The organism is Streptomyces sp. AHA2, assembly GCF_036857595.1.
In the GTDB taxonomy this organism is placed as follows: domain Bacteria; phylum Actinomycetota; class Actinomycetes; order Streptomycetales; family Streptomycetaceae; genus Streptomyces.
In genome coordinates this window covers 1-19374 of sequence record NZ_JAUQWJ010000036.1, presented here as the reverse complement: position 1 = coordinate 19374, position 19374 = coordinate 1, and the positions used below count along the sequence as shown (strand labels likewise).

Sequence of the window (19374 nt, the reverse complement as noted above, 5' to 3'; positions counted from 1 at the left end):
GCTGACCCGAGAAACCGGGGCCGGCGGGGCCGCACCAGCATCAGGATCGACGCCCGCGCGGCGCCGTGCAGCCGACGATCCGCCAGGCAGGTGAACGACCCACGCAATGCCGCCGCGTGAGGTGGCAAGCCCCCGTCTCGCCGCCGTCCCGGCTGCCGCGGTTCCCAGAACGCCCCCGCGGCAGCCGGTTGGCACCCAGATGCCTTGGCCCTACCGACCAGTTCGCCCGAGGACTCATGACTCCCATTGATCGCCCCGGCCACAGGGCACCGCGTCGCACGCTGACAGTCTTCGCATTGGTCGACATCAATGCGCGATGCCCGCCTGGGAGCAGCAGAGGGACCTGCGCAACGACAGCGTCACGGGCCGACTAGGTCTAAAACTGACGGACGTTATCGACAGGTGGGTCTCCCGTCCCTAGAGACCCCCATGACTGAACGCGAGCTCGCAAGACGCGCCCGCCATCGGCTCCAGGCCCTCGGCTTCGTAGCGTCGGCGTTAGGTGTAGAAGCACTGGCGGCTGATGCCGTAGTAGCGGCTACCGGCAACACCCACAGCAGGCCCCTGGCACTGAAGGAGTCGATGACTCCGCTGCAGCGCAGCGCCGTGTTGGTCAGGAAGCACAGGATGCCGCTGGTCGCCCACGTGGCCGTCCGGTGCCGGCCGAGGAAGCGCACCGGAGCGTTCCACGGTCCGGACAGCGCCTAAAGGATCGCGGCGAGCACGGCGATGTCACGGTCCACCACATCCACGTCGTGCTGGGGCGCGTCGATGCCCAGCCGGAGGTCGTCAGCGTGGGCACTGAGACGGACAGCAGATGTTCATCACTTCGGGAGGCGCTGAAGTGTGCTGCCGGTTCGAACAGCATGTGGTTCCGCAGTGTTTCCCTCGCTACGTCGACCGATGACGGAACGGCAGCCGGACCAGGGAACAATATGGATCATGGACTACGGCGTGCGCGAGCCAGCGAGGCTCGGACAGACCCAGCTGTTGGACGGTCGACTCCTGGGCTGGGCGGAATGGGGGCCAACCGACGGCATCCCCGTGCTCTTGTGCCCCGGGGCGGCCACCAGCAGGTGGCTCGGTTTCGGCGGCAGTGTCATCGACGCAGCAGGCATCCGGCTCATCAGCGTGGACCGGCCCGGCCTCGGCGCCTCCGACCCGGCCCCCGGCCGGACACTGACCGACTGGGCCGCCGACATGCGGCATCTCGTCAAGGAGCAGGCCCTGCCGGCCCCGTCGGCGGTGGGGTTCTCGCAAGGGGCACCGTTCGCCCTCGCCCTGGCCGCAGACGGTCTGGTGAACGCGGTGACCGTGGTGTCCGGCAGCGACGAACTCGCCCATCCCCGGTTCACACACGCCCTGGCCCCACAGGTGAGGGACATGGTGAACGCCGTCACAGCCGACCCCAGCACCGCTGAGGCCTCCTTCGCCAGCTTCGGCAGCGCCGACGCACTGTGGAATCTGATCATCACTACGAGCTCTGAGTCGGATCGCACGGTCTACACCGACCCGGTCTTTCAGCACGCCTTCCGGCGCGCGCTGGACGAGGCATTCAGCCAGGGCTCAGCTGGCTACGCACGCGACACCGTTCTGGCGATGGGCCGCTGGCCATTCGACCCAGCTGACATAGCCGTCCCGGTCGAGCTCTGGTACGGGGAACAGGACACCAGCCCGGTCCACTCCCCGGATCTGGGCGAATCACTCACCCAGATGATCCCCAGGGCAACCCGACACCTCGTTCCCGCCACCGCCGGATCCCTGCTCTGGACGCATGCCGAGGCCATCCTGCGCACCCTGCTGGCCCACGCCCGATGACGATCAGATCGGTGTCGTCTCCGCAGTAACGGACGCATGGGAGGCGGACTACCGAGTCCGCATTCGAAGGCAGGTCACGCGGACCGCAGTGGACGATCTGCACGATGAGGTCCGGGCGGTGGCAGACGCTCGTGGGAGGGTTCATGCCATGCACACCCTGCGCCAAAGACTGCCAGTGCTCTCCCACGCTCAGATCATCGAGTACGTGACCGCCTTGCAACATGGCGATGCTCCGGCGCACCTTGTAGAGGTCTCCTTCAGGGAGCTGGTGCCGCCTACCGACCCGTTCTTGTCCGTGGTGACCATCCGCAGAGCCGCGAACCGTTGAGGGGCTGACAGCAGCAGCTGTCCTCACGAAGCGAGGAGAACTCGCTTGCGCAGCAGCGAGAAGCCAGCGCGGCCGTACATCTGGCGCTTGAGCATCTTGATCCGGTTGACGTGGCCTTCGACAGCCCCCGAGCTCCAAGGCAGGGTCAAGCCGGCGATGACGGCGTCGCGGTCGCGGTCGATGCCCGCTGCGAGGGTGTGGAGGCTGGGCAGGTCGTCCTGCCGGACGGCGTCGAGCCAGTCGGGCAGGCGCTCGCCCTGGCGCTCGGTGAGCATGGTCGCGAAGGAGCGGACGTGCCCGGTGAGGGCGTCGAGTTCGGAGCAGTGCGTCCGGACGGCCTTGAGCTGGAGTTGATCGGTCTCGGTGAGGGTGTCCGGACGGCGGAGGATCCATCCGGCGACGGTCCGGGGCGAGGGCGGCCGGGCGGTCACCGGCTGCGGTGCGGTGCGCTTGTCGTGCAGGTAGGCGCGAACGCGCCGGTAGCTGCCCTTGTAGCCGAGTGGCACGATCCCCTCCCACAGCTTCCAGGCGTTGGTGCAGCCCTCGCTCCAGCGGTCGTCCAGATAGGGCTTGTAGTCGTCGAGGACGGAGGGCCGGTTCTGCCACTGACCGGTGAACAGCTCCTCCGGCGTCGCGGCGTCGGCGAGCTGCTTGACGGTGCGGCAGGTCATCCCGAGCTGACGCTGGACCGAGCGTCGGCTGTGTCCCGCCGTCAGCAGTGCGTGGACGGTGGCATGCCGGGCCCGGGTCCGATCGGCGAATCGGTGCCCGCGCGGCCAAGGAGAACTGGACGAGTCCGCTGCCGGAACGGCCTCGGGTTCGGGACCGGGACCGGGTGCGGGATCCGTGGGGACCAGAGCGCGGAGGCAGCGACGGTGCAGGGCGACGCTCCGCTCGGTGGCCTCGCTGAGGTTGTGCCAGAGATGCCACCGGTCCGCGACCTGGACGGCCTGCGGTGCACCGACAGTGGCGCCCTCGGCGAAGAACGGCGCAGGTCCCGGCACACGACCTCGTCGCCGGGCCGATCGGCGAGCCAGGCCGCCAGGCTCGATGCCTCCCGGTCGGGCAGCAGGTCGACAGGGCGGCGGGTCTCGACGTCGACGAGAACGGTGCCGTAGTGGCGGCCCTTGCGGGTGGCGTACGCGTCAACGCCGACCACACGCGGGGCGGGCACCGAGGGCGGAGCTCAGGCGGGCGCCGGCACGGCCCGCCAGGGCGAGACCGACCGCGGCCAGCGTCGTGCGCAGCCGCTCGGTCCGCTGACCGTGCCGACGGGTCAGGCCGGGCATCTGCTCGACGAAGGTGCGGCGGGTGCACCCCGAGTTCCCGCAGGCGACCGGCGGACCCTCAGCGGAAGAACAACGCTTCGTCCGGCGCTGGGCACATCAGCGGGAAACCGCAGGTAGGAACCATGAACCCGGTTCGACCAGACCCCGCACGCCGGGCAAGCGGCACCGTTCGCAGTGCATTCCGCGTCGACCCGCACTATCGCGATGCTCACGTCCACCGACAGCACCGCGACGTCCGCGATCGAAGGGAACAACAGCTCCTTCAACCGGAGCACGATCTCTTCCACGGACCCGAACTGTCAGCCCAACTGCTTTAACTACGGCTGATTTTCGGGCGACTTCACACACTGCCCGGAGAAGCTCAGCCGTCGCTCAGCGTGACCGCGTCACAGAACCTGAGCCAGAACCACGACTCGTGCACAAAGCCACGCCGCGCCACCTGTTCATTGCGCAGCTCCCGTAGAGCCGGGGCGACGTCCTTCGGTGCGTCGGCGAGGACCTGGCCGACGAAGTGCGAGATGGTGCGGGCGATCCCTGGCGCGGCAGCCGCGGGGGCGTGCGTGGCACACTCCCTGATCGCCATCAGGTAGATGACGCCGACCTCGTCCAGGAGAGGGGCGCGTTCCGGTGCGTCATGCAGTGGGGCCGGGCGAGGAGGGCCGCTTGGCGGTGTCTCGCTGGGAAATGGCCTCTGCCACCTCGTCAAGGGCCGTGCGTAGGAGGGCACCGTATGCGTCCTGGGGGAGGTTGGGGGTGTGCTCTTTGGCCGCGCTGATGTGCTCGGTGGCAGCGTCGAAGGAACCGAGTCGGCGGTAGTTGTCGGCCAGGTTGAGGTGGAGGGAAGGGTAGAACCCGGCGATGTGGAGGCTGGCGTGGTGCTCCTGGACGCGCTGTTCGGTCGCGGCGTCGGCAGCGTCCAGGGCGCGAACGTCCCAGGCGAGGGCCTGGGCGGGATCGTCGTAGAGGTCCGCCAGGTAGTGGGCGAGTGAGCAACGGTGCAGCGGGTCGCCGGTGACGCCGATCGCCGACCATAGGTTCAGGAGCTTGTGGCGGGCGGAAAGGATGTCGCCCGTCCGGCCTTCGATGACGGCTTGGCCGATGGCTTCCATGGTCGGGTCGGGGCTGGCAGGTGTGGTGGTCATGAGGTTCCTCTTTGTCGTTCTCAGGCTGAGTGGTCGAACTTGACGGGCATGGCCAGGGTGGTGAGATCGCCGCGGTCGGCGGAGCGGATTGTGACGGGCCGGTCGTATCCCCTCAGGTCGAGCATCACGTCGGGGCCGATCGCTGTGCTCACGGCGGGATAGAGCGTGGTCATCTCGAACCGGATCTGGAGGTCTTCGCCCGTCACAGTGGCGGGGAGCGGGATGCCGGGGTGCTCGTCGTCTGCTGACCGGACGTTCACTCCGTGATCGCCCACATGCAGTGCGATGCGTTCGCCAGGGTGTTCTTCAAGTGCGCGCAGCAGCAGGTCCTTCGAGACCGTCGCGCGAGTAGTGGCTTCGCCCAGGGACGCGAACATCAGGCGGTGGTCGGGGAAATCCTCGGACAGCAACCGGCAGTGCCGGTCCTCCCGCTCGGGCATGCGCAGCCAGATCCCATGCGGCACCGCTTCGATGCGGACCCGCGCACTGCGCCGGACCTCGGCGACCGCTGCCCGCAGATCGTCGCCGTTTACCGTGCCGGCCCACGTCTGGGCGGGTGGCTCTGGCGGCACCAGGGTCCGGGTGGAGAGCCGGTATCGGTCGGTCGCCGTAAGGGTGATCGCCTCATGACTCGCTTCGATGTGCAGGCCGGCGAGCACCGCCATCCCCGGCTCGTGCGCGGTCGCGGTCAGGACCCGCTCGACCGCATCCGCCAGCACAGGGCCCTTCAGCGTGGCGATCAGCAGGCTGGGCACGTTGGCACCGAGCACGGACTTGATGACACCAGCCTTCTGCAGTGCCGCAGCCGCATCCCCCACGATCTTGGCGACATGCTCGTCGAGCAGCCGTGCCGCCTCCTCGGCCTCGGCGTCGAGGACCGACTCGACCGCAGCGAGGGGCATGGCGATCTCGCGTAGCTGACGCAGTGCGGTCGCTCGCGCCAGCTGGTCGGCGTCGTAGTAGCGGTAGCCCGTGACCGGGTCCACTTCGGCAGGGGGCAGCAGCCCGGAGTCGGCGTAGAACCGCAACGCGCTGGAGGTCAGGCCACTGCGTTGGGCAAAGACCCCGATCGGCATCAGCTCGGAATTTGGCACATCGCCATCATTGAGCTTCAACCAACTCGAAGGTCAACATCGGCAAGGGGCGTCTCCAACGTCATGGCCATCAACAGCTAGCCTCTGCACAGAGGACAGAGAACTCTCCAGCTTGAGCCGAAACGGGCGAACCGGGGCTGCAAGGATCAAAGCGGGCCCCTTGTCCATGGTGGTCGGCCCGACCACGAACCCGACCGCGCCCCCTTGTCCACCTCTGCTACCGCCCCGACCACCACCGCGTTTCTCCTTGACCGGTCCGCTACCGGCCGCCGCAGACCGCGGACAAGGGGGTCGGTTGCACGCTGCTTCCTCGAGTCCCCGCCCACCAAGGCGGCCCGAAGCGAAGGAGCCGCTGCGATGACCACGCACCGACCCCCGGCAGGCGCCCGGCGTGCCCGCCCCGACCACGGGCCCGACCAGCAGCGGGCAAGCCTTCCTGGCTTCCTGCGGTGCGCACTTGGGAGGCCACTGGGGAACCCACTTTGGTGCCCGGCACCGAGCCGGACGGAGATAGCCGAGGTCAGCACGCAGATACGGCCGCGCGCCGCGTTGTCACAACCCTCTTATCTGCTCCTGAACTTTGAAGTGATGTCCATGGAGGAGGAGATCATCGGGTTCGGGGGCCGGGTGCCCTTGGCGGCCGGGCGCGGCCGGCGCTCGGCAGGTGGCCGCGCGTGCCAGACGACGGGGAAGGAGCGCAGCTGATGGCGGTCAAGCGTGAGGAGAACCCGGCGGGGTCGTCGAACAACCTGCGCGGTGACGTGCTGCGCGTGCTCGGGGTGCTGAAGGTCGCGACGGTCGAACAGATCCAGCAGATCGCAGCCCCGCACTTGAGCTACCGGCACACCGACAAGCCGACGCCGTCGAAGCGGAAGCAGGCCCGCACCGCCTCGCACACCAGGGCGCTGTCCGATCTGCGCAAGCACGGCCTGGTGGAGAACGGCGGGCAACTGCCGGGAGGGGACAGGCTGCGCAACCTGATGCCCATGGGCCTGAAGGCTGCTGCTCGCGAGTTGGGGCGGCCGGTGGGGGAGATGGGTGACCCGGCCCGCGGCGCCGGGCGCACGGGCGCCTCCCACCCGATGGCGGTCAACGAGGCCGTGCTTGCCCTGCTGCGCACGAAGCCGGACCTGTCCCAGCTCGCCAGCGAGCTGGCCGACGTCCGCGCCGCCGTACAGGCCGCCTACGACGCGCCCGCCGGGCTGGGCACCATCGCCTCCTACGCGACCGAGGTGGCGCTGCCCGCAACAGGCACCTGGTCCAACCCCGGCCGGATGGTGCCCAGGCGGACATCGTCATCGCCGCGCCCGAGGACGGGGTGCCGCTGCTGTTCGTGGAGATCGACAACTGCTTCGAGTCCGCGCAGGTCCTCGCCGCGAAGATCGACAAGTACATGCGGTTCTGCCAGCGGAAGGTGAAGGACGTCGACGGCAAGGAGCGGCCGATGTGGCGCACCGGCTGGCGGGTGCCCGACAGCCGCCGCGGCGACCAGCCGCACCCGCCGCTGCTGCTCGTCTTCAACCGGATCGGCCCGCGCAACCCCAACACCGTCATCGCGCAGCTGGCCGAACTGACTCAGCGGCACTGGAAGGGGCACGACTACGACGGCGACTTCCACATGTACGACGGCAAGCTGCCCATCGTGGTCACCGGCATGAAGCAGCTGAAGGAGCACGGCCCGGCCGGAGCGGTCTTCCGGCGCTTCGGCCGGCCGCACAACCAGACGCTCCTCGAGGCGATCGGCAACCCGCGCCGCGAAGCCCACGACGCCCGCAAGCAGGCCGAGTACGCCGCCCGCCAGCGCGAGCACCAGGAGGAGCTGCGCCGCATCGCCGCACAGCACAGGGCCGAGCGAGAGGCCAACCGTCCCGTGTGCGCCGACTGCGGCACCCGGTTCACCGATGAACGGTGGAAGGCCATCGAGCCCGCAGGGTGCGGCACCCCGCGCGACACCCACCCGCACCTGTGCGACGACTGCAAGCAGCGCGCCATCACCGCCGAACGCCAAGCCGAGCAGGCCGTGCCCGAGCACCAGGAGCACGACCAGGCCGTGCCCGAGCAGAAGGCTGGCGGCACCTGGCTCTCCCGTTTCCGCGACTGACGTCCGGACGAGATGCGGAGCCGGTGGTCAGGCTGCGCCTGATGGGTCCTCACTGCTTTCTGGTGAACACGGCTGAGGCGGCGACGCAGCGGAACTGGCACCGCGACGGCATGGCCGTCGACCTTGCCGTCTACGAGAACTCCCGGATCAAAAGCGTGGGCGAGTGCTGCTTTCCGCTGCTGGAGTACGGCCTGGGCATTGACCTGACCGGTCACCCCGCTGCCGAGGAGCTGCGCCGGCTCAACCACCTGGTCGCCCGGCACTGGATCGACGTGAACGACATCTTCCCCTACCGCAAGGAGCTCTACAGCGGCGACACGGTCAACGGGATCACCCCCGCCGACAACGGCGGCGACCTCCAGGTCGCGGTCGACCGCATCGCCGCGACCGTCCTGCGGACCGAGACGAATCTTGCGCACGGGCCGAGCGCCTGCTGCACACGCTGGTCGAACCGGACCCGTCAGTGGCCGGTACGTGGAAGCCTTGCGGTGGATGATCGCCGTGAACCCGGCATGGTCCTGGATCACCCCCCGCTACAACGGCCACGGCCACATCTGGGACGGCCGGCCCGCCGCCAGCGTGATCTTCACCCCCCCACCCCACCTTCTACCGGCCCGCCCCAACCGGTGAAGGCGACCCCACCGGCCAAGGACAACCGTCATGATCATCAAGTCGTTGGAGACCCTGCTCACGCCCACAGACCGAAGCACTCCGCTGCGGCTGAGCTGTCCGACGTCCTGAGGGGTCAGTCGATTGCGTAGGCGACTGTCGGGCCGTACTGGTAGGTGTTGAAGGTGCCACTCGTGGCACCGACCCGGAAGGAGATGGTGTCGCCCGGATAGTCGCGGGTGCTCCAGAAGGAGATCTCCTTGGGAGTCTCGTCGCACCGCGCTTCGAACTCGAACCTGTGGCTCTCGCGGCTGACCCACACCTGGAGCTTGACGTACTGGGTGGTCAGCGTGTTGTCCGGGCAGTACGCATCGAGCGTGCCCTTCACACCGAACGTCCTCCTCGGATCCAGGTTCGGTGCCGCCACGGGCTGGACGCTCCCATTGAAACGCACATCGTACTTGGTGTACCCCAGGGCGTCCTGGTCGACGTAAGCAACGTGGACTTCACGGACCGCCGCATGGGCTGCAGGCGCTGACAAAACCTGCGGCAGGACCAGAGCCCCGAGAGCCGCCGAGACGCCCGCCACCTTGCGCACGAGACGACGCAAGCGTGGTCGGGCAACTGCCGTGTCCGCGGTCGGCAGATCCGCGTGGTGACCCACCGTGCTACTGAACATGCTGCTCCTCATGATGTCGGGCGGCAGCGCCCGGAACGGTTCCCAACACGCAGTATGTAGAGACATCAAGGCACTCCGCCGTTGAGTCTTGCTACACCACCCGATAGCGGTACGCGGCTCTGCCGGGTCGCCGGGAGAGGGTGCTAAGGACTAAACGCTGACAGCGCCACCCCGGGCGGTGGCATGAGGTTCGAAACTTCAGGCCGGGTCGCTGTTCGGAAGTCGTCCGGCCAGGGTGACTTGGGAGAAGCGGTGGGGGACCGACACGCGTTCGGCGGCGTCGCCCCTCAGCCGCATGACGGCCGGGTGCTAGGTCACTTCATTGACGCCCGTTCCACTGCAACCGGACGGCAGAGAGGCCGGTAGGTAGGCCGACAGGCAGGGGGTTCTTCGGCTTGAAGTGAATGGGTCCCGCCGCTGTGAGGAAGGCGCCCGCAGGCGGGGACGGGAACGCGGGCAAGATACCGCTTGCCTGGGCGGGCTCGGTCGTCTCAAAGACAACCTGGGGTGAAGAACGGTAGGCGCATGGGAATCGGTTGGAATATCACCAACCAGCTCGGCGCGACCGGCAAGCTCACCCGAGCCTACCGCCCGCAGACCAACGGCAAGGTCGAACGCTTCAACCGCACCCTGCTCGACGAATGGGCCTACCTGCGGCCCTACACCAGCAACGACGAACGCAGCGCAGCCCTGGCCGACTTCCTCCACGACTACAACTACCATCGCTGCCACACCGCACTCGGCGGCCAGCCACCGATCAGCCGTGTGAACAACCCTGCGGGTCAATACACCTAGGCGTACCTCTAAAGCCTGGTCGCCGATGTTGCCGACGGCAGCGTTGTAGCGGTCAGTGACCTGCCCCTCCCGCGTAAGGGCTTGCTCATTGTCGGCCTGCCACGGAGTCCCGGGACGGCTACACCCGGACGAGCTTCCGGCATTGGGACGCTGGTGACGATCCGACGGACGGCTGCCACACCCGCGCCGAGGTTCTCCTCCATGAGGCCGTCGAGGCGCCTACCGTCGGGCCCGACTGCCGCCTCAAGGGCGACGTAACCGACCTCGCCGCTCCCATAGTGGAAATACCCTCGACCCGTCACGAAGACCGCGAACTGGCGGCCCTGCTGCATCCGCACCTGGCGGGCCCCGCTAGTAGCCGCCCTGCCAGAGCTCGCCGGCGCAAGGGCAACCAAAGGTTTTCGCCCCCCCAAGAGCCCAACGGCCACAGCCAAGACGTGCCGACGCGTCACAACGGTAGACCTGCTGAGGAGAACCGGCCGATCCTCAGCCCGCATCGAGAGCGTTGAGCCAGGCATCCCCGACTGGAGGAACGAAGAAATACCCGCCCCCCGTGGTGAGGGTGTACTTGGCCATGGCCTCGCCTTGGAGCCTGCGCTGTACGGCCTCGAAGCCCTTCTCCAAGTCATTCTGGAAGCGGGAAAGATCAGCCCTTGGTCGTCGGGACCTCGGTCGTAGTTGTAGCTGCGCCGGACCATCGGGGGAGGAGTGCGTGGATTGGGCGCAGCCCCGCGAACATGAGAGTCGAGCGGGGTGATCTTGCCGTGAGGGTCGGTGGCGAAGACGGCCTGTTCGGTGCTGGGTGTGCCGTCCAGCCATCGCCCGTTCTTACGGCGGCCAGTGATGCGTTCATGCTCGTGGACGGTGTCGCGGTCCCAGAAGTCGGTGGCGAGCCGGATGATCCGGATCACCTGATAGCTGCCGCCAATGGCCCAGGAAGGTTCGCCCTGCCCGGCCTTGATGTTCGCGCGTTCGGTGATCTCGGCTCCCGTGCCGGGGTTTCCGTGCCCTTCGGTGAAGTGGAACGGGTTGCGGGACAGGCCTCGGCCGTCCTCGGTGCGGTTCTCGGGACGGGTGCCGTCCGCGCGCCAGGGCAACTGCTGACGCGGCAGCGCGCGTAGCGCTTGCTCGGCGGCCTGCCGTACCACGCGTGCTGAGGAGCCGGTGATGTGGAGCAAGAGGTCGCCATGTGACTGTGCAGGGTCCAACACGTCCCCCGGGAAGGAGGGCATCTTCCTCAAGTGCCGTGGCCTGTCTTTCGGCGAGGGCAAAGCGCCCTCGCCGAAAGCCAGCCAGGCGGCGATGTCGCCGCCGTCGATCGCAGCGGTGGCGTCGTGAGCGGCACGCAGCACGTTGGCGCGTTCCTGGCCGCTTGCGGTGAGATCCAGGGCATGGACCTGCGCGAAAGGCAGGGGTGCTGCGCCGCGCAGGTGAGCCGCCGTTTCGGCACTGTTGGAGGAGTTGCCCTGCAGGGCAAGGGCGCCTACGGCGGCTAGACCGACAGCCCCGGTGCTGGCTGCAACCGAAGTGAGCAGGACCTCTCGCCTCGTCAAAGCCACTGAGCGGACCGGCCTCTCTGGCAGGAGACAGTGACTCGATGCCGGCAGGCTTGGCTGAGCTGCTGCATGGCAGACGTCCTGGTCTGTCGGGTTCGGCTAGGAGGCACTGGGATCCTCTGTATCGAGGGCGTCCAGGAGCTTGCTGGCAGCCTCAGCGACGTCGGGGTCGATAGAACCGGTCAGCCCCTCGACGACTTGGCGGCCGGCAAGCACCGCCTGGTGCGCGGTGACTTCCCACTGGACCTTGTGGGTGTAGTTGTCGGCGTACTTAGGAAGAGCATCCGCTGCGGAGTGACTCCACTCCCGAGAGGAGTAGATGTTCAGCAGGAGTTGGAGCACCTCGGCTTTGCAGGCCACATGAGGAGCCCCGGCCAGTTCCAGGAGGAAGGGTACGGTCGGAGCGGTGGCCTCGGAGAGGACGAAGCCCAACTCGCACACCAGATCAGCCAGGTAGTCCAGGGCCAGGCTCCCAGTCTCGCGATCCGACCAGGCCGCCTTGGAGAGCAACGTGGGAATATCACGCGCGGAGCCCCTGGGCACCTCGAGGTCACCCCACTGGACTCGTCCCAGCCCCTTCAGGATGGTTCCCAAGCTCGCTCACCCGCCTCCGAAGGTGTCGGTGATACCTAGCCGGTTCATGACGCGCTGGCACTGATCACAACCGGGGATCAGCTCTCGGTTGCGGGGGTGGTCGAACGGCTTGTGCACCATGGCAAGACTACGGCTCCCCTTGATCCTTTCACCTGCCTCCAGGGCATCGATGATGCAACCGATCTCGGCGCACCCTCGGTGATGGCCGAGTTGGTTGTACACCCGCCTGAGCACCAAGGGCCACTCGCGTGCTTGCGTGGCTGACCTAGGGCGACTGAAGTTGAAGTACATGTTGCCGGACGGAGTCCAAAGGACGCTGGTCGCGCCACTGTTCGACCCTGGCCCCATCCTGAGGATGTCGGTATAAGCCCTCAAAGGGCAGGCAAGCGGGTTGTCGTTGTGGACGAGGACCGACGCACCGGCGGCGGACACGTAATACGTGTGGAGGCCGTCAACCGTGAGGTTGTAGACCGGTACCTTCTGGGTGTGGTGCCGCACCGCGGTGATCTGGACCCAGGTGCCGGCGCTGGTCTGCAGCCACTGTCCGGCCTGGAGGTCGCCGGCTTCTATCCACTGCTGGAGAGCGGGAACCCAGAAGGGGTGCCCGTCGGTCGCAGTGATCTTCCCGGCCGCAAGTCCCGCGGAGCCATCCATCTTAAGGGTGACGTCGACGAGGCGTTTCTCGCCGCCGCCCTGAATCAGGGTGGTCACCTTGCGTGGCCCTGTCTCGCCTGTTTCAGGGTCGGTGGCGAGGACGGTGTCGCCTACCCGCACGTCCTTGATGGGTTTGCGGGTGCCGTCGGCCATGAGGACGGGGGTGTCGCCGGTGAAGCTGTTGGGGGCAGCGCAGCCGACTCTGCTACCTGCCTTGGCTCCGATGCCGCCGCCGAGAGGATTGGCCGACTTGGCCCCAGTTGACTTTGCGGCCGGACAGGCGCTGGGTGAGCCAGTCGAGTCCGCCGTCGACGACGCCGCCGATGATGCAGCCGGCGAGCTCCACGCCAGACGCCTGGTCGACAATCGGACCGTTTTCGTGTCAGGTGCCGGCACATTACTGACGGTTCGGGGCGGCAACGGTCAGAAATGGGGTGTCTGGGTAGAGTGAAACTGATGCGTTCGCCGTGTTCGCCGAAGAAAAAGGCATGCACGGGTGATGGCGGCGTGGTGCGCCGGGCTTGCGGACTGCCGGGGTGGTGCTCGCCTGTTGTGCGGGCCGGCCGAGCTCCTCCTACGATCATGGTGAAGGGGCGCAAATCCGGCAGGAAAGGGGCGGCTATGGGACCGCTGCCCGGTGTCACGATCCGACCGCTGACTGATCAGTGTTCGCGTGTGTACGAGCGGCGGGAGCATGCGCTGTTCGGCATGAGTCCGTGCAACAGCTACTTTTCCAAGGACCGCATCCGGCGCATGCTCCAGTGGGGTCTGCAAGAGTTCGAGTCCGTGCACGTCTTCCTGCCCGACTACGCGACCCGGTTCACCTTTCTCGCCCTGGGCTATGAACAGCGGGCCGCGGAGAAGAAGGCCCGCACGGAGACCAACGCGCTGCGCAACAGGATCAAGCGCGCCCTGCGGTCCCTGGGCGTGGTTGACACCGATGCGCTGATCATCGACTGGAACCGGATCCGGGAGGAGCCGGCCTATCTGACACTGCTGGCACGGGCCGAGGAAACGTTCGAGACCGATACGGCATTCCGACGGGCTTGTCTGGATGCTTCCAGGGAAGTGATCAAGCATCAGCGTCTGCGCGGCCGGATGCCTGAGGAAGCGCGGCTGCGCATCGCGGTGCGGTACGTGCTGCTGAAGATGCCGACGTTCCTGGACACCGCGGCCATCATCGGTGCTCGCTCCTCCGTGCGCTGCTACCACCGGCCCGCCGCGATGGACAGAGCCCTGTTCGCACACCGGTACAGTCTGGTTCCCGCAGCGCATCAGGGTTACCTTCAGGTGGAATTCGATCTGCCCTGACGTGCGTGTCAGCCGAGCACCACTGGGGCAGGTCCAGCACTTCCTCGTCGGCAAGCTGATCGCAAACCGCTGGTGCACATCCGCATTCCGGCCCGCGACCAGATCGGGCTGTCAATCCCCTCGGGCTGTGGAGATCTTTCAAGCGGCCGACCCCACCGTGGAGCTGGCCGCTTGAAAGATCTCCACGGCACGAGGGGATTGACAGTCAGCACCCGCGGCCCATGCGGCGGTCCGTGAAGTCCACGTTGCTTACGTCGACCGGGACGCCCTGGGGTACACCAAGTACGATGTGCGTTTCAATGGGAGCGTCCAGCCCGTGGCGGCACCGAACCTGGATCCGAGGAGGACGTTCGGTGTGAAGGGCACGCTCGATGCGTACTGCCCGGACAACACGCTGACCACCCAGTACGTCAAGCTCCAGGTGTGGGTCAGCCGCGAGAGCCACAGGTTCGAGTTCGAAGCGCGGTGCGACGAGACTCCCAAGGAGATCTCCTTCTGGAGCACCCGCGACTATCCGGGCGACACCATCTCCTTCCGGGTCGGTGCCACGAGTGGCACCTTCAACACCTACCAGTACGGCCCGACAGTCGCCTACGCAATCGACTGACCCCTCAGGACGTCGGTCAGGTCGGCCGCAGCGGAGGCTTCAGTCTGTCGGCACACGGCACGGGCCCGGTCCTCCGATGAAACGGAAAGCCGGGCCCGGCTCGTACGTGCAGCCGACGCCACCTTCGGGTGGATCGGTACCTGCAACGGCACCATGGTCGCCGTCCAGGACACGTGCGAGGTGCCCGATGGGAACCGGGCCGTGGTCGATGTGGCGATGAACGACAAGCTGCGCGCGGCGCTCCGCAAAGGGTGGGGCGAACCGGGCCCGGCGCCCGTGCAGCGCGGCTCGGTCCCGCCGATGACGCAGGAGTTCCGCGCGGCCGGCCCCAAGCGGCACCTGACCTGGACGACGTAGCGCTTTCGCAGGGAGACTGCTGCTCGTGTAGCGCTCGGGCGTCGGCGAGCAGCAGCGGCCCGTGCAGCAAGGATGGTTGTCGGGCCGCGGCCTTGCTGCAGGACCGCTCTCCTGCTGTTAGCCGTCGATCCAGTCGCCGTCGGGCTCGGTCGGCTTGCACTCTGGCTGTTCTCTGTTGGCACAGATGTTCAGGTGCACGGCAGTGAAGGTCTCGCCGGAGTCAAGGGCGAGATTGCTCACGCTGTTGGACCATTCCCCTGGCCGTCCGCCCACGATCTCCTCATGGAAGCCGCTGGAGCGGACGAGCGTGGCCAGGGAGGGCGCGGAGAAGGTGTTGACCGCTGAACCGGCGACCTCAGCACCATGGGGACGGGGATCCAGGCCCTTCACTGCCTGCTTGATGACCCAGATGCGGCCCGGCTCCTTCTGGTTGAAGTCCGTGTGCTGGTAGAGACACAGCGCTTCCTTCGGACACGCTTCGGCGCCCTGGCCGGTGAGCTGCTGTACTTCGACGGAGGCGGCCGATGCGATGGAGGGCAGGAGCAGTACTGCCACGGAGCCGGCAGCGGCCGCGAGGGCCGTCATCTTTCTGATCATGAGACTCTCAACGAGGCGTTCACACCAAAGTCACCTCCAGACCTTCTTCCGCCACCCCCTTGGCCTGGGCGGCCGGCGCCGGTCCTGCCCAGTCCATGCCGAGCTTCCGCAGCGCGTCCAGCTGCTCCTGGGCAAGCCGGCCCCTCCTCGATTTCGTGTTCGAAATCCATACGCCCAGCTTGACGACCACCGGCTCCGCCTCGCCGTCGACGGTGATCTCCTCGCCGTGCCCGCGGGGCACCGGCCGGTCCGCGCCCTCCCGCTCCACCCACTGCGCGAGGGCCGCCAAGCCGCGCTGGAACGCCTGCTGCACCTTGCTCGGCCCCTTCGTCGCACGACCGGCCGCCGGGGCGGGAGAGGGCTTCTCCAGCGGCTTGATGCCCAGCGTGGACAGCCGGTCCTGCTGTTCGGCCTGGAGCCGTGCCCACGTGGCCGGCTGCTTTTGCTGCTGGAGCCACTTGCCGATGTCGTCGCCATCCATCCGCACGCCGAGTTGGATGTCGGGCAGGCTGCCGTCGGCGTCGACCAGGTCCGCGAGGACGCGGTAGTGCCGCTGCCAGTCCAGCGGCCACGGGCAGTTCCAGTCCTCATCGATCGCGGCCAGCTGCTTCGCGCGCACGGCGGCCCGCTCCGCGTCCTTGCCCAGACCGCCCTTCCTGCGCAGGTTGGCCATGTGCTGGCCGATGGGCACCATCGCCTCGCCCTCGCCCCACATCGCGTCCTGACGCGGGGCGAGGTGCCCGGTCGCCCGCCGGTAGGACCGGAGCGCGGCGAGCTTGGCCTCCCATGCTTCCTCGCCCGGCTCCCAGACCATCCCGGCCTCGGGTGCGTCCAGGAGGACCTTGCGCCGGTCCTCCAACTCCCCGGTCCGCAGGGCCTTGCGCTGGTGGTGCACCCACCGCCCAAGCGGAAATGCCTTCATCGCCCCGACCTCGACCTCAACGTCGTAGGGCACGGCGTAGACGCCGGTGATCTCGTTCTCCGCCCGCCAGCGCAGCAGGGCCTGGTAGCCCTCCAGCCACACGAGGGACTCGGGCCGGTAGACCCGGGTGCGCAGGAACGCGGCGATCGTCGCCGCGTCGCGCGGGCTGGAGAAGTGCAGCAGGGCCGACTCGGCGGCCGCGTCGGTGTCGTCCTGCTCCTGGTCCTCGCCGTTGCCCTCTCCGCTGGCCCCGACGATCCGCCCGTCTTCGTCGCGCTGGAGGTGGACCTTGCGCTTGCCGCTCGTGAGGGCGCGGGAGGCGAGCTGTTCGACCAGACGTTCGTCATGCGAGCGCAGGCCCTGGAGGACCGCTACAAGGGGGCGGAACGAGGCGCTGGCGACCATGTCGGTCGGGTCCTCGCCGGGCTCCAGGAAGACCGGCACGATGATCCGGGCGATCTTGGTGGAGCCGTCGCGGTTGAGCCGGAGCGCGCGACCGATGTTCTGGACGATCTCGACCTGGGAGCCGCGGGTGTCCGCGAAGCAGATCGAGTCGACCCCCCGCTCCCCGGTGATGTCCACGCCCTCCCCGAGAACGCGAACGCTGGCGAGGAAGGCGCGGTGGACCCGGCGCCCGGCGGCGTCGATGCCGTTGGCGAACTGGCGCAGGACCTCGCGCCGCTCGCTGACGAGGTGGTCGCCGCACAGCCACGCCGACCACACCCGGTCCGGGGGTACGTGGCGGCCGGCCTCCAGCTCGTAGAACTCCGCGTCGATCGAGGACTTCGGCAGCTTGTCGGCGGCGGCCAGGTCCTCGTCGGTGGCGTCGTTGACGTACAGCGCGGCCGCTGTCTCCGGCAGCTTCTCGGCGAACGCTGCGGCTTCCTCGACCTTCTGGTGGAACGTCATGAGCGTACGCAGGTTGTACGCCGCCGCGTGCTCCAGGAGCGCGGTCTGCAGGAGCGCCAGACGTCGGCCGCGCCGGGCTTCCTCCGACTCCCCGAGCACGGGGGAGGGGTCGCGGATCTCCAGCACATCGATCTCGAATCCGGCGAGGATTTCGCGCTCGATCGCCTCGCTCAGACCGAGCTCCGCGATCCACGCGCCGTACGTCCCGTTCGGGTCGTCGGCCATGGTCGCGAGCTCCACCTCCTGGCCGTCCGCCCCCCTCTGCGGGCGGGGCGCGGCGAGGATGCGCGGCGTGGCGGTGAGGTAGAGCCGGAAGTCTGCCGGGATCCGGGCGTTGTCGTGGATCGCCGCCCATGGACGACCAAGATCACCGGCGGTTCCGTGGGCCTCATCCACGATCGCAAGGTCGAAGCCCGCCATGCGCTGGCCGTAGAGCCGCTCCCCGCCTGCCAGAGCGGCCTCCAGCGGCCCGCGCACCTTCCGCTGTCCCTCGGGAGCGTCGACGTCTTCGCGGTCCACCAGGGAGGCGTACGTGGCGAACACGACCACCGGTCCGGACCCGGCCCACAGGGCGAGCCGGATGGGGTTGGTGGTGGTGCGCACGCCCAGCTCGTTCAGCACGGGGTCGTTCTCCAGCGAGCACACCGCGACCATCGGGGCCCGGTGGCCCACCGCGCGCCACGCCTGGGCGGTCTGCGCGAGCAGGTCCAGGGTCGGCACGGTCACCAGGATCCGGCTGTCCGCGAACGACTCCAGCGCACACGCGGCGGCTGTGATCGTCTTGCCCGAACCGGTCGCTGACACGATCGTGCCCCGGGCACCCTGCGGAGGCACAGATGACCTTGCAGGGAATCCCACCCACCTGCGAAACGCGGAGCGCTGATCTACCTGGTGTTCCTTGAGCTGAATCACTGACATTTCCATGTCTCCCCGAGCGTGAGTGTCTGGGGTCTTATCAGAGGGCCGCGTGCGAAATGCAGGCCGCGCCCAAGTCGTTCCAGATCGACGCATCCGCCTTGTGCCAGCCGCCTGGCTTTCCGTCCTTGAACGGCGGCTTGTCGCCGGGTCGTGGTGCCCGGCATCGAGCGCGCAGACAATGACGTCTCCGTCTCCGCACAGACCGCCGGCCTCGCCCAGCGCCTCCAGCACCCGGCGCCGCGCCGTGGTGTGCGGGTGCGTGCGCGGCAGCACGTTCTCCCTGACGAACCTCTCCAGCCGCACAAAGTCGGCCCGCTCACGCTGCCTCACGTCCGAGATGTGTACGGCCAGTTCAGCCGCTCCGGCCGACCGGCCACCGCGCCGTGACCACTCCCGGTCCGCGATGCCCACCAGAGCCTTATTCACGGCCGTCATGCCGCTGTCCTGGCACTGCGCCGCCGCGACAGCACCGGCCTCCAGCGCAGCCACCAGGTCGTCCGCCTCGCTCGCGGGTCCGCCCGTGCGCCCTTAGGAGCGCAAACACCCTTCAACCGGGCGTTCACGCCCGCCGTCTGGTACTGCGTCACCCGGCAGAATCACTGCTCAGCGCGGGATCAGTTCCGGTAGATTCGTGGTGACCGGTCATCTGCGGTCGTTCCTCTCAGAATTACAGGGAGGTTCCCGGGCGGTTTGGGGGTGTCCCGCGTTTTCGCCAACGGTACATCTGCATCAAGCTGAGGCAGCCACCTACACTGAAACCCGACTCGAACGAGCACCCTCACCCCTTGTAGTTCGCTCGGCCCGCGGCAGCGGGCCTCAAAGGTCCCGGAGGCGCAGCCGGAAGGGCCGTTAGGCGGGGGAGCGCAGCGGACCCGCCGACCGGGCTGGAGCGAAGCGGAAGCCCGGAGCGGGACAGGGTCCCGCCCGGTCCAGGAGCGCAGCGGACAGACCGTCACCGGCCCCCGCGCAGCGGGGGCCGGTGACGGGGGGGCGCAGCCCCCGCGGGCGCTCCCGCGGAGCGGGAGCGCAACCCCCGCGCGCAGCGCGGGGGTTCGCTTGCATATCGCGCAGCGATATGGCACCCGCTCCGCGGG

The 19374-nt window shown here is 68.1% G+C and carries 16 protein-coding genes and 3 pseudogenes; 9 read left to right on the top strand and 10 right to left on the bottom strand.

From position 1 onward, the window contains the following. Positions 1–942: 942 nt before the first annotated feature. Complete coding sequence (locus Q5694_RS34075; protein WP_333937393.1) at positions 943–1818, top strand: alpha/beta fold hydrolase; 876 nt, start codon at positions 943–945, stop codon at positions 1816–1818. Positions 1819–2169: 351 nt separating this feature from the next. Here the strand turns inward: Q5694_RS34075 and Q5694_RS34070 are convergent, their stop codons facing one another. From Q5694_RS34070 to Q5694_RS34055, 4 genes are all read right to left on the bottom strand, one after another. Further along, positions 2170–2817, bottom strand: coding sequence for a transposase (locus Q5694_RS34070; RefSeq protein WP_333937392.1), 648 nt, complete (start codon positions 2815–2817; stop codon positions 2170–2172). A 979-nt stretch (positions 2818–3796) separates the two neighbouring features. Next, positions 3797–4018 (bottom strand): hypothetical protein, encoded by a 222-nt coding sequence (locus Q5694_RS34065; protein ID WP_333937391.1) that lies wholly within the window; start codon positions 4016–4018, stop codon positions 3797–3799. 49 nt (positions 4019–4067) lie between these two features. Then, positions 4068–4577, bottom strand: coding sequence for a hypothetical protein (locus Q5694_RS34060; RefSeq protein ID WP_333937390.1), 510 nt, complete (start codon positions 4575–4577; stop codon positions 4068–4070). Positions 4578–4597: 20 nt separating this feature from the next. Next, positions 4598–5671 carry a DNA polymerase III subunit beta family protein gene (locus tag Q5694_RS34055; RefSeq protein ID WP_333937404.1) on the bottom strand — a complete coding sequence of 358 codons (1074 nt, stop codon included), beginning with the start codon at positions 5669–5671 and terminating at the stop codon, positions 4598–4600. A 704-nt stretch (positions 5672–6375) separates the two neighbouring features. On the opposite strand from Q5694_RS34055, the gene Q5694_RS34050 reads away from it, so the two are divergent. From Q5694_RS34050 to Q5694_RS34040, 3 genes are all read left to right on the top strand, one after another. After that, entirely contained in the window at positions 6376–7089 is a 714-nt protein-coding gene (locus Q5694_RS34050; protein WP_333937389.1) for a hypothetical protein, read from the top strand. Continuing rightward, positions 6990–7772: a hypothetical protein gene (locus Q5694_RS34045; protein WP_333937388.1), complete on the top strand. Its 783-nt coding sequence runs from the start codon at positions 6990–6992 to the stop codon at positions 7770–7772. The genes Q5694_RS34050 and Q5694_RS34045 overlap by 100 nt, the downstream gene beginning before the upstream one ends. 62 nt (positions 7773–7834) lie before the next feature. Next, entirely contained in the window at positions 7835–8533 is a 699-nt protein-coding gene (locus tag Q5694_RS34040; RefSeq protein WP_333937387.1) for a terpene synthase family protein, read from the top strand. On the opposite strand, the gene Q5694_RS34035 is transcribed toward Q5694_RS34040, so the two are convergent. Then, positions 8518–8808 (bottom strand): hypothetical protein, encoded by a 291-nt coding sequence (locus tag Q5694_RS34035; RefSeq protein ID WP_333937383.1) that lies wholly within the window; start codon positions 8806–8808, stop codon positions 8518–8520. The two genes, Q5694_RS34040 and Q5694_RS34035, sit on opposite strands and share 16 nt — an antisense overlap. An 822-nt stretch (positions 8809–9630) precedes the next feature. Between Q5694_RS34035 and Q5694_RS34030 the strand changes: the two are divergent. Both Q5694_RS34030 and Q5694_RS34025 read left to right on the top strand, forming a co-directional pair. Continuing rightward, a pseudogene (locus Q5694_RS34030) lies at positions 9631–9855 on the top strand (integrase core domain-containing protein); the annotation flags it as partial. A 104-nt stretch (positions 9856–9959) separates the two neighbouring features. Then, a pseudogene (locus tag Q5694_RS34025) lies at positions 9960–10106 on the top strand (HNH endonuclease); the annotation flags it as partial. Between the two features lie 444 nt (positions 10107–10550). Here Q5694_RS34025 and Q5694_RS34020 read toward each other — a convergent pair. The 3 genes and pseudogenes from Q5694_RS34020 to Q5694_RS34010 form a co-directional block, all read right to left on the bottom strand. Next, a pseudogene (locus tag Q5694_RS34020) lies at positions 10551–11207 on the bottom strand (Dyp-type peroxidase); the annotation flags it as partial. Positions 11208–11510: 303 nt separating this feature from the next. Next, on the bottom strand, positions 11511–12005 hold the full coding sequence (locus Q5694_RS34015; protein WP_333937386.1) for a hypothetical protein: 495 nt from the start codon (positions 12003–12005) through the stop codon (positions 11511–11513). 6 nt (positions 12006–12011) lie between these two features. Next, a complete protein-coding gene (locus tag Q5694_RS34010) occupies positions 12012–12812 on the bottom strand; it encodes a polymorphic toxin-type HINT domain-containing protein (RefSeq protein ID WP_333937385.1) in 801 nt (266 codons plus the stop codon). 468 nt (positions 12813–13280) lie between these two features. Between Q5694_RS34010 and Q5694_RS34005 the strand changes: the two genes are divergently transcribed. The 3 genes from Q5694_RS34005 (at position 13281) to Q5694_RS33995 (ending at position 14934) form a co-directional block, all read left to right on the top strand. Further along, positions 13281–13970, top strand: coding sequence for a tRNA-dependent cyclodipeptide synthase (locus Q5694_RS34005; protein WP_333937384.1), 690 nt, complete (start codon positions 13281–13283; stop codon positions 13968–13970). Between the two features lie 316 nt (positions 13971–14286). Further along, the gene (locus tag Q5694_RS34000; protein WP_333937383.1) at positions 14287–14577 is read left to right on the top strand and encodes a hypothetical protein; all 291 of its coding nucleotides are present in this window, start codon (positions 14287–14289) and stop codon (positions 14575–14577) included. A 180-nt stretch (positions 14578–14757) separates the two neighbouring features. Beyond that, the gene (locus Q5694_RS33995) at positions 14758–14934 is read left to right on the top strand and encodes a hypothetical protein (RefSeq protein WP_333937382.1); all 177 of its coding nucleotides are present in this window, start codon (positions 14758–14760) and stop codon (positions 14932–14934) included. 117 nt (positions 14935–15051) lie between these two features. Here the strand turns inward: Q5694_RS33995 and Q5694_RS33990 are convergent, their stop codons facing one another. Both Q5694_RS33990 and Q5694_RS33985 read right to left on the bottom strand, forming a co-directional pair. Continuing rightward, entirely contained in the window at positions 15052–15531 is a 480-nt protein-coding gene (locus tag Q5694_RS33990; RefSeq protein WP_333937381.1) for a hypothetical protein, read from the bottom strand. 19 nt (positions 15532–15550) lie between these two features. Next, the gene (locus Q5694_RS33985) at positions 15551–18280 is read right to left on the bottom strand and encodes a DEAD/DEAH box helicase (RefSeq protein ID WP_333937403.1); all 2730 of its coding nucleotides are present in this window, start codon (positions 18278–18280) and stop codon (positions 15551–15553) included. Between the last annotated feature and the right edge of the window lie 1094 nt (positions 18281–19374).